The following is a 14,218-nucleotide window of genomic DNA, read 5'->3' on the forward strand; positions in this document are numbered from 1 at the left end:
CTGATAACTGAAAAAGTTTGCCAGTAGTCTTTCGATAAGGTATAATAATAAAAGCAATACAATCGAAGGAGATCTCATGTTTTATACTTATTTGCGTGGACTAGTCATGCTAATCTTGTGGTCCATCAATGGCAATGCCCACTATCATAATACTGATAAAATCCCTAGCCGAGACGAAAACTATATCCTCGTCGCACCTCACCGTACCTGGTGGGATCCTGTTTACATGGCCTTTGCGACCAAGCCAAAACAGTTCATCTTTATGGCCAAAAAAGAGCTGTTTAACAACCGTATCTTTGGCTGGTGGATCCGTATGTGTGGCGCCTTTCCTATCGATCGGGAAAAACCTAATGCATCTGCCATCAAGTACCCTATCAACGTCCTCAAAAAAAGCGACCGCTCTCTCATCATGTTCCCAAGCGGGAGCCGTCACTCAAACGATGTCAAGGGTGGAGTAGCCTTGATTGCTAAAATGGCTAAGGTTCGTATCATGCCGGTTACCTACACAGGTCCTATGACCTTGAAAGGCTTGGTTAGCCGTGAACGTGTGGATATGAACTTTGGAAATCCTATCGATATCTCAGACATCAAGAAAATGAATGATGAAGGGATTGAACTCGTCGCAGATCGTATCCAAGCAGAATTCCAACGTTTGGACGAAGAAACTAAGCAATGGCACAATGATAAAAAACCAAACCCACTCTGGTGGTTTGTCCGAATCCCAGCCCTCATCCTTGCTGTGATTGTTGGTATCCTAACGATTATCTTCACCTTTATTGCGAGCTTTATCTGGAATCCAGATAAGAAGAGAGAGGCTCTTGGTTAAAAAATACAATTATCCCTTGGCTTTTACCAAGGGATATTTCTTTTATTCGATTTTCCATTTTTGGGCCAACCAGCTGGAAAAGGCTAGAAATCGCTCAGCAACTTGCTCATGATGCCCATAGGGATCAAAGACAAACTGACCAGTCGGATATCGTTGATGAAGGCTTGTATGGATCTGCTCAGCATAAACTGGTGCTTGAGCCAAGCGATTGGTATGATGGGCTCCTTCTGTTTGACCATTCTGTAAATACAGTAAACAATCTAAATTTTTCACCCTTTCATCCTTGCAATAAGTCGTAAAATCAGGATACCAAAAGGAACCGCAGATAGAGAAGATACAGGAGACCTTGTCAAAGCTGAATAGACTGTAGACTGCCGCCAGTCCACCTAATGAGTATCCTCCATAGGCAAGGCGATCTTCGTCCAGGCGATAAAGAGACCGCAACTTATCTAAAAGACCTCCAAATAAATGACCATGATAGGCATTTGCCTGACCGCCAAAATCTGGAGCCCCCTCTCTCAGAGCAGCTGCCTTCCAGGGAGTGTAGTCGTTTAGGCGATTTTTAGAGGTCAAGCCCACTAAAATCACAGACTCTGAAAGGGAAGATAGAAAATCCAAGTTTCCATCATTCAAGAGAATAGCTGGATAGGTTTGATTGGGATCATAGGTCGAAGGAAGGCTGACCTTGACTTGGATTCCCTCCCAATCAAACTCATTATTTATTGATAAAGTCATTGATTTTCTCAAGGGAATCAATCACTGCTGGACCATAGTCCATCAACTCATCGTAAGAAATGGTCATGATTTTTTGATTCTTAATTGCAGGAACGTTTTCCAAAACTTCATTTGCTTTCATCAACTCTACTGCGTTGGCATCCAATTTTTTATTGCGGTCGCTGGTCACATAGATAATCAACTCAGGATCCATTGACACGAGATTTTCCAAGGTCAAGCCTGATGTTCCCGTTGCAACGTTTGTATAACCAAGTTGATTCAACAAGCTTTCTTGCAAAGCAGACTTGTAGGCACCAAAGGTTTCATCATTATAAGCAACCATAATCAAAGCCTTTTTCTTTTCACCTTGGCTTGTTGGATTTGCTTTCTTAACAGCGTCAATTTTAGCTTGTAATTGGGCTGCGTATTCATTAGCCTTGTCCTGAACATTGAAAATCATTCCAAGATTTTTGACATCTTCTACGATATTTCCCAAATCTTGCTGAATCGTTGAGAGAGAAGCTTTTTGCGTATAGACTGGGATTTTGTTTTCATTCCAAGCGCTAACTGTTCCCAAGGATTTTTCTGAAAACATCATGTTTCGACCCATCACCGCATCTGGCTCATAAGAAAGGACTGTCTCTTGAGAGACTGTTTTTTTATCACCGATTTGAGGAATGGTCGCAATCGCGTCCTTGTATTTGTCTGTTACAGCATTGTCAGGGTTGAGCATGCCAGCAATTTTATCCTTCAAGCCTAGTTCCAACAAAATTTCAGTAGTTGAAAGATTATTGGTGATAACTTTTTCAGGTGCCTTGTCAAAGACTTGTTCGACTTCATTTCCCTTAGCGTCATAGGTCTTGACCGTTAACGGATAAGTCGTCTCTGTGCTGGCCTTCTGACTTGTTTCTGTACTAGACTGTGTAGTAGCTTTTTCAGTGGTAGTGTTACCACAAGCTGCCATGGTTAGGGTAGCTACTGTTACGAGTAAAATACTGAGTGTTTTTTTCATTTTGTTTTCCTTTTCATTCTTATAAATAGTGAATCATGGCTTGCTGATCCTCGGTCCAAGTAACCTGACTTTGAACTCCATATACAGTTTGTAATGACTCAGGGGTGATGGTCTCCTTTGGAGTCCCTTGGTAAAGGATTTCCCCCTCTTTCATCAGATAGAGATAATCCGAATAGCGACAAGCAAGTTGAATATCATGCAGGACAGCTAGAACATTGATTTTGAGCTCCTTCACAATGGCTAACAAGTCTAGCTGGTACTTGATATCTAGGTGATTGGTTGGTTCGTCCAGGAGCAAGAGAGTTGGTTCTTGCGCCAAGGCGCGGGCTAATAAGACTCGTTGTTTCTCCCCCCCTGACAGAGACGAATAGAGACGAGTTTTCTTCTCAAGCATATCCACCTTGACGAGAGCATCTTGAACGAGGGCATAATCTCTTTCCTTTTCCTTCTGTAAAAAAGAGAGGTGAGGAGTTCTTCCCAGCAAGACGATTTCCTCAACTGTACAATCAAACTGCAATTGATTAAACTGAGTAACAACTGCCATTTGCTTGGCTGTTTCTTTGAGTGACCAATGCTCCAGCGGCTTTCCATCTAAGCTTATCAAGCCTTTGTCCGCCTTTTCCTGACGATAGAGAAGTTTAAGCAGGCTGGTTTTCCCACTTCCATTTGGTCCTAGTATCGTGTGAAATTGATTCCCCTCAACCTTAAGAGAGACTCCTTTGAGGATTTTTTTCTCTCCTAGTCCAAAATGGATATCCTGACAATTCAAGTCCATATCAGCCCCTCACCTCCCTTCGCCTACCTCCGACAATGTAGATAAAGAAGGGAGCACCTACTAAGGCTGTAAAAATACCAATAGGCAGCTCAGCATTGGGAATGATGACACGAGAGAGTACATCTGCCCAGACCACAAAGAGGGCACCCAGTAAGGTCGCAATAGGAAAAAGTCTCCTGTAATTCGTTCCTACTAACCCTCGAGCTAAATGTGGAGTAATCAAACCGACAAATCCAATAATCCCACAGGTTGCCACTAAGACTGCTGTTAACACAGCCACCATTGTCACATAAAGATACCAATAAAAGCGTAAGGGAATCCCCAAAGTTAAAGCAGCCTCATCTCCCATCATCATTGCATTGAAAACACGATACTGAGTAGAGAAAAATAGAAACGCTACTCCCACTACTATAGTTGGCAGGACTAAGTCAGACCAAGTGGTCCCGGCAAGCGAGCCCATGGTCCAAAATTTAATGGTCATCACACTGTCCGCATTAGCGCCGACTGAGATAATAAAGTTTGAAAAAGCCAGAAAGAGAGCGTTGACCACCGTTCCTGATAAGATCAGACTAGAAGTCGTCATCCTGCCCTGCATAGAGGCAATAATGAGGACAGCGATTGTTGCCAAAACAGCTCCTAAAAAAGCTCCAAGGCTAATCACCAATTTTAAACCAAGAATGATGCTCAAGGTTGCCCCTAGAGTTGCACCAGCAGAGATTCCTAAGACATAAGGCTCTGCGATGGGGTTGTTCACTGTGGACTGCATCACGCTACCACACATAGAAAGACCAGCTCCTACTATCAGACCTAACAATACTCGGGGGAATCTCATGTTCCATACAATGGCAAGAGTGGACTTGGAAACCTCTCCTATCTCAAGAGGAATCCCCAATCTGCTCAAAATAATTCGATAGGTATCTCCTAGATCAATCGCAACGGACCCCATAGAAACAGCTAGGAAAAGTGAAATTCCTAAAACACTTAGCAAAATACCCAAAAACAACACAAATTGCAAATCTTGTCGGCTTCCAGAAAATTTGGAAAGCATGAAAACCTCCTTAGACAAAATTAAAAATTTAGAAAATTCTCATGAAAAGTATACCATATTTTCAACAATGGAACAAGATGAGAAAAATAAATATAGTTGGTCTTACAGTGCTAATAATCGTAACCGAAGATTATACTTGGGTATATCGAGGTAAAGTGACAACATAAAAAGCCCTCTAAAATTAGAGAGCTGATTTGAACCCGGGCTAAAATCCTAGTGAAACAAAAAAATCTACACGGTCAGAAAAGTCTCTATCGTGCCATTTTCATACATGATGTATAGTCCAAGTAGAATGAATACTAAGGGCACAATGATTCGCTCGTATTTTTCAATTGTCTCGAATATTAACGGAATAGAGGATAACATCCGACTAATCTCGCAAAAGATAATTATGCCGATTACAAACACAAGCAACGCCACGAGGGTCTGTGACCAATCTAACGAAGCAAAATAAGGTATATAGATACCTAAATTATCTCCGCCAGACGCAATTGTCAGCAATGTAACTGTCCAAAACAGTTGATTTGCCTTGCTTTGTTCTAATCTTTCAATAATTTCTTCCTCTTCTTCCTCACCTTCTCCAACAATTGCAAAGCGAATCCCTAAATAGATAGGGATTAAACCAAGCAATCCAACCATCCATTCTTCAGGCACGAAATTAACGACATAAGCAGCAACTAAACTCGCCCCTACAAGTAAGCCTGTTCCTAGATATTGCCCCGCATAAATATGCCATTTCTGTTTATTCTGTGATAGCTGTGCAAATAAAATAATTAAAATAATTAAATAATCGATACTGGTGGAAATATAAACACCAATAGCAGATATGATTGTCTGTCCCATAAAAACCTCCTGTATTAGTCAGTAATAAATCAGCAGATTTTAGGAGAGCACAGACACATTAATTTAGCTATCGCTAGTGGGTAATGTCGAACGTAGGAAAGCATTTTACTCCTCCTCAAAACGTAGTTACAAAGTAATTTCTAACTGAAATTCGGTGACTACTTCTATGTAAAGTATAACATACTATACTTTACTTCGTAAAGTGTGGGCTCTCCGAGGGGGCTTGCAGACAGCTACTCGACTTTTCAAGCCGAGTAGATGCGCACCTTTATGGTGTAATTAGCTGATACTATTTGAGGTTTTTGTAGTCTCCAAAATTGTGACCGATAAAACCTCAATAAAAAAGCCCTCTGAAATCAGAGAGCTTTATTCTTGCTGGATAAAACGTTTATAGACTAGGCGACAAGCCAAAGATTGTACGAAAATTTTAGTGAAACAAAAAATTTCCCCGAAGGGAGATCATTCTGGTTTATTTTACCTTACAGTGCTAGGAACCGTAACCGAAGATTATACTTGAGTATATCGAGGTAAGGTGACAACGCAATGTAAGTGGAAAATAAAGCAGATTAGCGACGAAGTCCAAGAGAGTTGATTAACTCACGGTAACGGTTAACGTCATTTTTACGCAAGTATGCAAGCAAGTTACGACGGCGACCGATTTTTTTCATCAATCCACGGTAAGTAGCGTGGTCTTTTTTGTGTTGTTTGATGTGTTCGTTAAGGTGGTTGATTTCCCAAGTAAGGACAGCAACTTGAACCTCTACTGAACCTGTATCACCTTCGTGACGTGCATATTGTGCGATGATTTCATTTTTTTTCTCTTTTGAGATTGCCATGATGTTTCTCCTTTTTATTTGGCTTCATCCGAGTGACAGGTTGGCATGCCTGCAACCAAGAAGAAGTTATTTGTCTTTACGACAGTTCTTATTCTACCAAGAAGCAGGGACTTTGTCAACTGATTTACTATTTAAAACCGTGAATTACTCTACTGATTTCAGGGCTTCAAGCATATCTACTTTTCTCAAGTGGTAATTGACAAAGAGACCTAGTAAAGTCAAAATCACAGTCACTGCGACGATTGGAAGAGCATAGACTTCCCAGCTGACTTGTGGATAAAAAAGTATGGTGGCAGGTGAAATCATTTGAATCAAAAATTGATGTAAATAGTGGCCAGCTACCAAACCGAGAGCAATTCCCACAAGGGACAGCACCATGGTCTCACGGTAGATATAGAGGGTCACTTCTTTATTGTGGAAACCGAGAACCTTAATAGTGGAAAGTTCACGAATACGTTCTGCCACATTGATGTTAGTGAGATTGTAGAGAATGACAATGGCTAGTAAAACGGAAACAAGGACAAGGATTGCCATAGTTTTATTGAGCGAACTAGCTACAGATTCAAAGAGATGGATGGCCGTCGCATTTTGGACGACCCCAGAAACAGCAGCTTTTCCCATGAAGGTAGCAGCTTCTTGCTCCGTATTGGAAGGTGTTGGCTCTTTTAATTTTACTAGGTAGGTATTGTCTTGCGGACTGGTGCCGTAGACTTGTTCGTAAGTCGCTCGGTTGAGATAAACAAAGTGTCCAACATAATTTTCAGAAATAGCCGCGACCTTGATTTCCTTCCCATCAAGCTCCAACTTGTCTCCAACCGTAACACCTGCTAGTTGGGCTAATTTTTGACTCACGACTGCTCCATCAGTGACCTGCACCTCTTGCCCATTTTCCTCTAATGTGATAAAGGGTTTGAAGTCTTCGCCACTAGTAACCATCATGGTAATCGTTTGAAGTCCTGCTTTTCCTTTGAAATCTTTTTCAATGGATTTAGAGTAAATCTTTTGATAAGCATAGATAGATTCAGCCTGCAAGGCGCTTTCTAAATCTGCTTTTTCTTGCTCCGTTGCACTGCTCTTTTCTGCTACAATCATCTGATATTGCTGGATTTGTTCAAATTGGCGCTCGACAACTCCTCCCACAGATGACTGAATTCCAAGACCTGCAAATAGAAGAGCAACCGAACCCGCAACTCCAAAAATGGTCATCAACATCCGTTGCTTATAACGAAAGATATTTCTTGCCGTAACCTTATGAGTAAAACTCAAACGACTCCAAATAAAGCTCAGTCGTTCCAGCAAAATCTTTGCTCCCTTAACGGGAGGTTTGGGAAGTAAGAGTTGGGCTGCTTCATCGTGTAATTCCCTCCGCGCTACCAGATAAGCCGGCAAAACGCTGGATATCCAACTTAAAGCTAGGGCAAGGAGACTATAAGACCAATAGAAATACTCGTGACTTTTTCCAACAACCATCCCAGCTGTTATAACATCTGAAATCACCCCTGCAAGAAGATAATGCCCAAGAAGTGTTCCTATAATGGTTCCCACAGTTCCTGCAAGAAAACCATAGAGGACAAACTTGGCAACAATATCTCGGTTGCGGTAACCCAAGGCCTTGAAAATACCAGCATTGGTGCGTTCTTCATCCACAAAGCGAGTCATCGTTGTAAAGGTCACCATTGCGGCGACCATATAAAGCACCACTGGGAAGATATTCCCGACTGAACGAATGCTTGACGATGCATTGCTGTACATGAGGTAGCCTTGACCACCTGGCATTGTTTGGCGATTGTATACGTGGTATTTTGGCTCTGCCAGTTCATCAAGCTCTTTCTGGCGCTGTTCTAGCTTCTCTTTTTCCTTAGATAGATCACTCTCTGTCTGAGCCAGCTTTTCTTTTTTTGTCGCCAGTTCTTCCTTAGCTTTTGTCAGCTGTCCCTTGGCTTGACTCTTTTGTGGTTCTGGCAAAGCGGTCGCTTGTTCTTCTTGCGTTTTCAAGCGATTTTCAGCCTGCTCTAACTGACTCTTGCCATTTTCAAGGTTGCTTTCAGCAGTTTGGAGCCGATCTTTGCCCTCTTCCAGGCTCTTTTGCCCATTTTCCTTGATACTTGTCAATCTTTTTTGACCATTATCGGCAAGTAAGTCTTGCAACTCTTCCTGATGTTGGGTTCGTTTCCTCTTATAGTCTGATGAAAAAGCATCCAGATTTTTTAAATCATCATAGCGCACACGCGCAATACTGTAGACTTCTATATCAAACTGACTGGGTAAAATAACTCCATAGCCAGCCAAGCTTCCATTTCCACTGCTAGCACTCCCTAAGTCTTTTTGAGAAAGCATCTCACCCGACTGAACAAATCCAGTAATTGTCAAAGTTTGGGATTTTAGGACGGACTTCCCTTCTTCTTTCTTAGTAAAGGTAATGGTCTGCCCAATCTGATAGCGGTCTTTCCAGAAGTCGGCTAGGGCAATTTCCTCATCAGCCTCTGGTAGTCGCCCTTCTGTCACTTGGAAGGTTGAAATCCCCTCTGGCTTGGAATAAAGTCGAACCGCTTCTTCACTATTTTCAACGGTTAGGTCTGCCATATAACCAAACTCAACACTTGCTCCTTGAAGGGCCTTTAATTCGTCTTGGTCTTCTTTGTCCAAGCCATAATCAGCTATCACTGCCAGATCTAGGGTATTGGCTTTACGGAGATAATCCCCTGCCGTACGTTCCATATTTGGACTGGCCACTTTGAGACCAACAAGGGCTAAAGAACCCAGCATCATCAAGGTCAGGATAGAAACAAAGCGTCCCTTTGAAGCCGTCACTGACTGAAATAGGTCTTTCCGATACGTTTTTTTCATGCTAATACTCCAATGTATCGATATCCTGCGGATGCTCATTGACCGTCATGCTCTTAACCGTGGCATCGCGCATATGAATCACCCGATCTGCAATAGGGGCTAGCGCGCCATTGTGGGTTACGATAATCACCGTTGCTCCTTTTTGACGAGACATGTCTTGGAGAATCTTCAAGACTTGCTTCCCAGTCTGGTAATCCAAGGCACCCGTTGGTTCATCACAAAGGAGGATTTTAGGATTTTTGGCTACAGCACGTGCAATGGAGACTCGCTGTTGCTCCCCTCCAGAAAGCTGGGCTGGAAAGTTATTCAGGCGATGAGCCAGACCTACATCTTTGAGCACTTGCTCTGGATCCAAGGCATCTATCACGATTTCTGAAGCCAGTTCCACATTTTCCTTGGCTGTCAGATTGGAGACCAGATTGTAAAATTGAAAAACAAAGCCTACATCTTCACGACGATAGTTTGTTCGTTGGTGCGAACTATAGTTGGCAATATTGGCACCATCAATCCAAATCTCCCCCTCATCATTGGTATCCATACCTCCTAAAAGATTGAGAACGGTTGATTTTCCAGCACCTGAAGCGCCAAGTATGATAACCAGCTCCCCTTTTTCAATTTCAAAATTCACATCACGATTAGCCACAATCTCTGTATCCCCAACCTGGTAACGCTTGTAGCTGTGTTTCATCTCAATATAAGCCATCAGACACACCTTCTCTCAAACAAATTACTTCCTATTATCATTATAACGCTTTTTCAACTAGTTGGAAACCAGAAGCAAAAACAAAAAGCCTAGGAATCCTAGGCTTTCTGTTTATAGATTATTTTCCAAGATAGTATTCTTTTACGACGTTCAATTTTTCGTCGAATTCGAATACCAATGGTGGGAAGTTAGGGATTTCTACACCCATGATTTCATCATCTGACAAGTGTTTGATGTGTTTTACAAGGGCACGGATTGAGTTACCGTGAGCTCCTACGAATACGTTTTTACCATCTTTAAGTGCTGGAGCGATTTTATCTTCCCAGAATGGAAGGGCACGTTCCAAAGTCACTTTCAAGTTTTCAGCATCTGGAATGACTGAATCGTCAAGTGAAGCGTAACGACGGTCAGTATGTGCTGAGTATTCGTCATCATGAGGCATTGCAGGAGGCAATACATCGTATGAACGGCGCCAGATATGAACTTGCTCATCACCAAATTGTTCAGCAGCTTCAGCTTTGTTTTTACCAGTCAAACCACCGTAGTGACGTTCGTTCAAGCGCCATGATTTTTCAACTGGAACCCAGAGTTGGTCAGCAGCTTCAAGAGCCAAATTTGTTGTTTTAATCGCACGTTTCAATACTGAAGTATAAGCTTGGTCAAATTCGATACCAGCTTCCTTGATCAATTTACCAGCGTCAATCGCTTGTTGTGTTCCTTTATCAGACAAATCAACATCAGCCCAACCAGTGAAAAGGTTAGCTTTGTTCCATTCAGACTCACCGTGGCGAGCAAAAACCAATTTTACCATTAGATGGATTCTCCTTTTATTTTTCGAGGTTTCCCTCGTTTATCTATTCTATTTTACACAATTTTTCACAAAAAAGCTAGTTAAAATCAACTAAAAAGAGAAGAGCTTATCAGTCTTCTCTTTATCACACTATCATAATTGTTCTCGATAGAGGATGAAATAGTCCCCAAAAAATAATTGGAAAACTACTACTCTTCAATTACAAATTTTTTCAATGTTCCAAAGTAAAGTGAACCACCAATAATGGTTAGAATTCCACCTACCCATCCTAAAAATGGAATCAAGCCGACCGCACCACCTACAATGAGCAAGACAGAAGGTGCATTCGTAACACGTTCATCATCTTTATAATAAACAATAGCCACAATTCCCAATACTAAAACAGCAATTTTAACCAATGACAAAATAATTGAGAGCCCTGTCAATGTCCCAACCGTTACATCTGCGTCTTCAGTTGCCGCAGCAGCTCCAATAGCTAGGATAAACATGATAACTGGCGCTAAAAGCAATATAATTCCTGAAATAAGACCAAAAATAGCGTTAACACGAGCAAGTGTATTTGTTTTCATAATAATCTCCTTAAAATTTTTATAGGTATTATTCTATCATAATTTATCTAAAAATTAAACAATCTTATAAAATTTTATAATAAATATTGATTTTCAAAAAATAATTTTAAGTTCTACAGTCTCTTTATAATTAGTAGAAATATAAAATTATGAGAAAACTGAATAGTTGATTATGTTAATTATCTACACGGACAGGCCAAGAAGAACTTCATTCTAGAAAATGGACTAGTAAATTTTCCCATGATAAAACGCATAATATCAAAGCACTTGAACTCTTGATATTATGCGTTTTTATGATTTTAGTGACCTTTCTCAGTCTCTTTCTGATTATTTCGCTTCAAATCCTTCTGCGACTGCATCCGCAAAGTTTTCTTCTACGATGCTTGCACAGTGGTCACAGATAACTGCATGGTAACTGCGTTCAGCAGTAGTTGGATCGATACGACGGCAACGGTCACAAACTTCACCTGCAGCGCGTTCAACTGTGAAGGCAACATCCTCAAAGATAACTGCGCCTTCTGGAGCTGGTCCTTCTGCAATAGTCAAGTCTGACACGATCAAAAGTTGAGCCACATTACTGTCCACTGCTCCAAGAAGAGTTTTCACCACTTCATTTGGATAAACTGTCAAGTGGGCTTCAAGTGATTTACCGATTACTTTTGCATTACGAGCTGCTTCCAAGGCTTTTTGAGCCTGTCCACGGAAGTCCATGAAGGCTACCCATGTATCCAAGATTTCTTCTTGGTTGGCAAAAGTTTCAGCTTCTGGTAATTCTGACAATTGAACGAATTCCTCTGCTTCAAACTCAAGATATGACCAGATTTCTTCTGCAGTGTGAGGCAGAATTGGTGTCAAGAGTTTGGTGATTTTCACAAGAATGTCATAGAAGACTGTTTGCATTTGACGGCGTTCGAGTGATTTGGCACCTTCGATGTAGACAACGTCTTTGGCGAAGTCAAGGTAGAAGGCAGACAAGTCAACGTTGATAAAGTTCACCAAGGCCTTGTAGATGGTTAAGAATTCAAAGTCAGCATAAGCATCACGAATGGTCTTCACAAGCTGGTTAAAGCGAATGGTCATGTACTTGTCAACAGAACGAAGCTCATCGTAAGCCACTGCGTCTTGAGCTGGGTTAAAGTCAGATGTATTGGCAATCAAGAAGCGAAGTGTGTTACGGATCTTACGGTAAGTTTCAGAGACTTGGCTCAAGATATCCATAGAGATACGCACGTCGTTGCTTGAGTCAACACTTGTCACCCAGAGACGCAAGATTTCCGCACCAAATTGTTTTTCAACATCACTTGGAGCAATGGTATTCCCAAGAGATTTAGACATCTTTTCACCTTTACCGTCAAGGGCAAATCCTTGTGATAAGATTTGTTTGTATGGCGCTACGCCATGGTTGGCAACAGATGTAATGAGTGAAGAGTTGAACCAACCACGATACTGGTCAGAACCCTCAAGATAAAGGTCTGCTGGGTAAGTCAACTCAGGACGGTTTACTACAACCCCATTCCATGATGAACCTGAGTCAAACCAAACGTCCATGATATCTGTTTCTTTCTTGAACTCGCCATTTGGTGAACCTGGATGGGTGAATCCTTCTGGCAAGAGGTCTTTGGCATCACGTTCCCACCAGATGATAGAACCGTGTTCCTCAAAGAGTTGAGCCACGTGCTCGATCGTTTCAGCTGTCATGATTGGTGTTCCGTCTTCAGCATAGAAGATAGGAAGTGGAACTCCCCAAGCACGTTGACGAGAGATAACCCAGTCGCCACGGTCGCGAATCATGTTGTAAAGACGAACTTTACCCCATTCTGAGTGGAATTTCACTTTTTCAATTTCATCCAAGATTTCTTGGCGGAATTTAGATACAGAGGCAAACCATTGTGGTACTGCACGCCAGATGATTGGTTTTTTCGTACGCCAGTCAAATGGATATGAGTGAGAGATTTCTTCTTGGGCAAGGAGCAAATCGCCCAGTTTTTCGATAACAGTTGGTACAACCTTGTCATAGAATTGACCTTCAAAGTCAGAGCCAGCATTGGCCATCATAATACCGCGTTCGTTAACTGTTACAGCAACTTCAAGGCCGTTAGCAACACCGACATTGTAGTCGTCCTCACCAAAACCAGGAGCTGTATGGACGATACCAGTACCAGAGTCAGTCGTAACGTGGTCACCGAGGATCACCAACTCATCTACAGCCGTATCCCATGGGTGAGCTGTCACAATTTTATTCAATTCTTGACCACGGTAGGTCGCCAAGACCTGAACATCAGCCCAGCCAAATTTCTCAGAAAGACTATTCAGTAATTCTGAAGCAACCACAAACTTACGAGATTCGCCAGCTGGTTGTACCAATACATAATCAATATCTGCTCCAACTGTCAAACCACGAGATGCTGTGATAGTAAATGGTGTAGTTGTCCATACGACGATATAAGTATCTGTATCTAGGACACCTTTGCCATCTTTGACGCGGTTAGCATAGTAAAGGGAAGTTGAAAGCAAGTCATGGTATTCAATTTCTGCTTCTGCAAGAGCTGACTCAGATGACCATGACCAGTAAACCGGCTTGGCACCACGGTAGATGTAGCCTTTCTTAGCCATTTCACCGAAGACACGGATTTGAGCCGCTTCATAGTCTGGAGTCAAGGTTACATAAGGATTTTCCCAGTCACCAGAAACACCCAAACGTTTAAAGTCTTCTCGTTGTTTATCTACTTGAGAAAGAGCATAGTCACGGCAAAGTTTCAAGTACTCAACCAAGTCCATTTCTTTGCGTTTGACACCTTGTTTTGCCAAAACTTGTTCGATTGGCAGACCATGTGTATCCCAACCTGGGATATAAGGGGCGTAAAATCCTGACATAGACTTAGAACGAACAATAATATCTTTGGAAATCTTGTTCATGGCATGTCCAACGTGGATATTTCCGTTTGCATACGGAGGTCCATCATGCAAGGTGAAATGTGGTTTTCCTTGGTTCAATTCTTGACGACGTTGGTAAAGTTTTGCATCTTCCCATTCCTTTTGCCAAACTGGCTCTTTGGTAGGAAGTCCTGCACGCATTGGGAAAGCTGTTTTCCCAAGGTTAAGGGTATCTTTGAGTTTCATGGTATCTCCTTTATAAATATTAACAAATTAAAAACCACGACTTCCAAAAAGGACGAAAATCGTGGTACCACCTTTGTTCGAAAAAAGACAGTGTCTCTTTTCCTCTTTTCCCGT

Annotated in this window: 12 protein-coding genes; 1 reads left to right on the top strand and 11 read right to left on the bottom strand. The window is 41.8% G+C overall.

Annotated elements, in window-relative coordinates; all coding sequences use genetic code 11:
* The first annotated feature begins 76 nt into the window (after positions 1-76).
* Positions 77-826 carry a lysophospholipid acyltransferase family protein gene (locus tag AC4ME5_RS03280; RefSeq protein WP_491799908.1) on the top strand — a complete coding sequence of 250 codons (750 nt, stop codon included), beginning with the start codon at positions 77-79 and terminating at the stop codon, positions 824-826.
* Positions 827-868: 42 nt separating this feature from the next.
* On the opposite strand, the gene AC4ME5_RS03285 is transcribed toward AC4ME5_RS03280, so the two are convergent.
* The 11 genes from AC4ME5_RS03285 to ileS form a co-directional block, all read right to left on the bottom strand.
* On the bottom strand, positions 869-1,561 hold the full coding sequence (locus tag AC4ME5_RS03285; protein WP_491799910.1) for an alpha/beta hydrolase-fold protein: 693 nt from the start codon (positions 1,559-1,561) through the stop codon (positions 869-871).
* Complete coding sequence (locus AC4ME5_RS03290; RefSeq protein WP_247941056.1) at positions 1,542-2,552, bottom strand: ABC transporter substrate-binding protein; 1,011 nt, start codon at positions 2,550-2,552, stop codon at positions 1,542-1,544. Before AC4ME5_RS03290 ends, AC4ME5_RS03285 begins: the two co-directional genes overlap by 20 nt.
* A 19-nt stretch (positions 2,553-2,571) precedes the next feature.
* Positions 2,572-3,327: an ABC transporter ATP-binding protein gene (locus AC4ME5_RS03295; RefSeq protein WP_491799912.1), complete on the bottom strand. Its 756-nt coding sequence runs from the start codon at positions 3,325-3,327 to the stop codon at positions 2,572-2,574.
* 1 nt (position 3,328) lies between these two features.
* On the bottom strand, positions 3,329-4,375 hold the full coding sequence (locus AC4ME5_RS03300; protein WP_033606219.1) for a FecCD family ABC transporter permease: 1,047 nt from the start codon (positions 4,373-4,375) through the stop codon (positions 3,329-3,331).
* Between the two features lie 231 nt (positions 4,376-4,606).
* The gene (locus AC4ME5_RS03305) at positions 4,607-5,218 is read right to left on the bottom strand and encodes a CadD family cadmium resistance transporter (protein WP_000531731.1); all 612 of its coding nucleotides are present in this window, start codon (positions 5,216-5,218) and stop codon (positions 4,607-4,609) included.
* A gap of 566 nt (positions 5,219-5,784) precedes the next feature.
* A complete protein-coding gene (gene rpsO, locus AC4ME5_RS03310; RefSeq protein WP_001018251.1) occupies positions 5,785-6,054 on the bottom strand; it encodes a 30S ribosomal protein S15 in 270 nt (89 codons plus the stop codon).
* A 144-nt stretch (positions 6,055-6,198) separates the two neighbouring features.
* Positions 6,199-8,901 (bottom strand): FtsX-like permease family protein, encoded by a 2,703-nt coding sequence (locus AC4ME5_RS03315; RefSeq protein ID WP_491799927.1) that lies wholly within the window; start codon positions 8,899-8,901, stop codon positions 6,199-6,201.
* Position 8,902: 1 nt separating this feature from the next.
* Entirely contained in the window at positions 8,903-9,604 is a 702-nt protein-coding gene (locus AC4ME5_RS03320) for an ABC transporter ATP-binding protein (protein WP_268702972.1), read from the bottom strand.
* A gap of 118 nt (positions 9,605-9,722) precedes the next feature.
* The gene (locus AC4ME5_RS03325; RefSeq protein ID WP_000240120.1) at positions 9,723-10,415 is read right to left on the bottom strand and encodes a phosphoglycerate mutase; all 693 of its coding nucleotides are present in this window, start codon (positions 10,413-10,415) and stop codon (positions 9,723-9,725) included.
* A 188-nt stretch (positions 10,416-10,603) separates the two neighbouring features.
* Positions 10,604-10,984 carry a hypothetical protein gene (locus AC4ME5_RS03330; RefSeq protein WP_491799929.1) on the bottom strand — a complete coding sequence of 127 codons (381 nt, stop codon included), beginning with the start codon at positions 10,982-10,984 and terminating at the stop codon, positions 10,604-10,606.
* A 327-nt stretch (positions 10,985-11,311) separates the two neighbouring features.
* Complete coding sequence (gene ileS, locus AC4ME5_RS03335) at positions 11,312-14,104, bottom strand: isoleucine--tRNA ligase (RefSeq protein WP_491799931.1); 2,793 nt, start codon at positions 14,102-14,104, stop codon at positions 11,312-11,314.
* Positions 14,105-14,218: the final 114 nt, after the last annotated feature.

The organism is Streptococcus sp. A69 (assembly GCF_058556195.1).

What these genes read in the sequence shown, in the direction of transcription:
- AC4ME5_RS03280 (WP_491799908.1), top strand. Translation starts at nt 77, where the DNA reads ATGTTTTATACTTATTTGCGTGGACTAGTCATGCTAATCTTGTGGTCC.
- AC4ME5_RS03285 (WP_491799910.1), bottom strand. Translation starts at nt 1,561, where the DNA reads ATGACTTTATCAATAAATAATGAGTTTGATTGGGAGGGAATCCAAGTC.
- AC4ME5_RS03290 (WP_247941056.1), bottom strand. Translation starts at nt 2,552, where the DNA reads ATGAAAAAAACACTCAGTATTTTACTCGTAACAGTAGCTACCCTAACC.
- AC4ME5_RS03295 (WP_491799912.1), bottom strand. Translation starts at nt 3,327, where the DNA reads ATGGACTTGAATTGTCAGGATATCCATTTTGGACTAGGAGAGAAAAAA.
- AC4ME5_RS03300 (WP_033606219.1), bottom strand. Translation starts at nt 4,375, where the DNA reads ATGCTTTCCAAATTTTCTGGAAGCCGACAAGATTTGCAATTTGTGTTG.
- AC4ME5_RS03305 (WP_000531731.1), bottom strand. Translation starts at nt 5,218, where the DNA reads ATGGGACAGACAATCATATCTGCTATTGGTGTTTATATTTCCACCAGT.
- rpsO (WP_001018251.1), bottom strand. Translation starts at nt 6,054, where the DNA reads ATGGCAATCTCAAAAGAGAAAAAAAATGAAATCATCGCACAATATGCA.
- AC4ME5_RS03315 (WP_491799927.1), bottom strand. Translation starts at nt 8,901, where the DNA reads ATGAAAAAAACGTATCGGAAAGACCTATTTCAGTCAGTGACGGCTTCA.
- AC4ME5_RS03320 (WP_268702972.1), bottom strand. Translation starts at nt 9,604, where the DNA reads ATGGCTTATATTGAGATGAAACACAGCTACAAGCGTTACCAGGTTGGG.
- AC4ME5_RS03325 (WP_000240120.1), bottom strand. Translation starts at nt 10,415, where the DNA reads ATGGTAAAATTGGTTTTTGCTCGCCACGGTGAGTCTGAATGGAACAAA.
- AC4ME5_RS03330 (WP_491799929.1), bottom strand. Translation starts at nt 10,984, where the DNA reads ATGAAAACAAATACACTTGCTCGTGTTAACGCTATTTTTGGTCTTATT.
- ileS (WP_491799931.1), bottom strand. Translation starts at nt 14,104, where the DNA reads ATGAAACTCAAAGATACCCTTAACCTTGGGAAAACAGCTTTCCCAATG.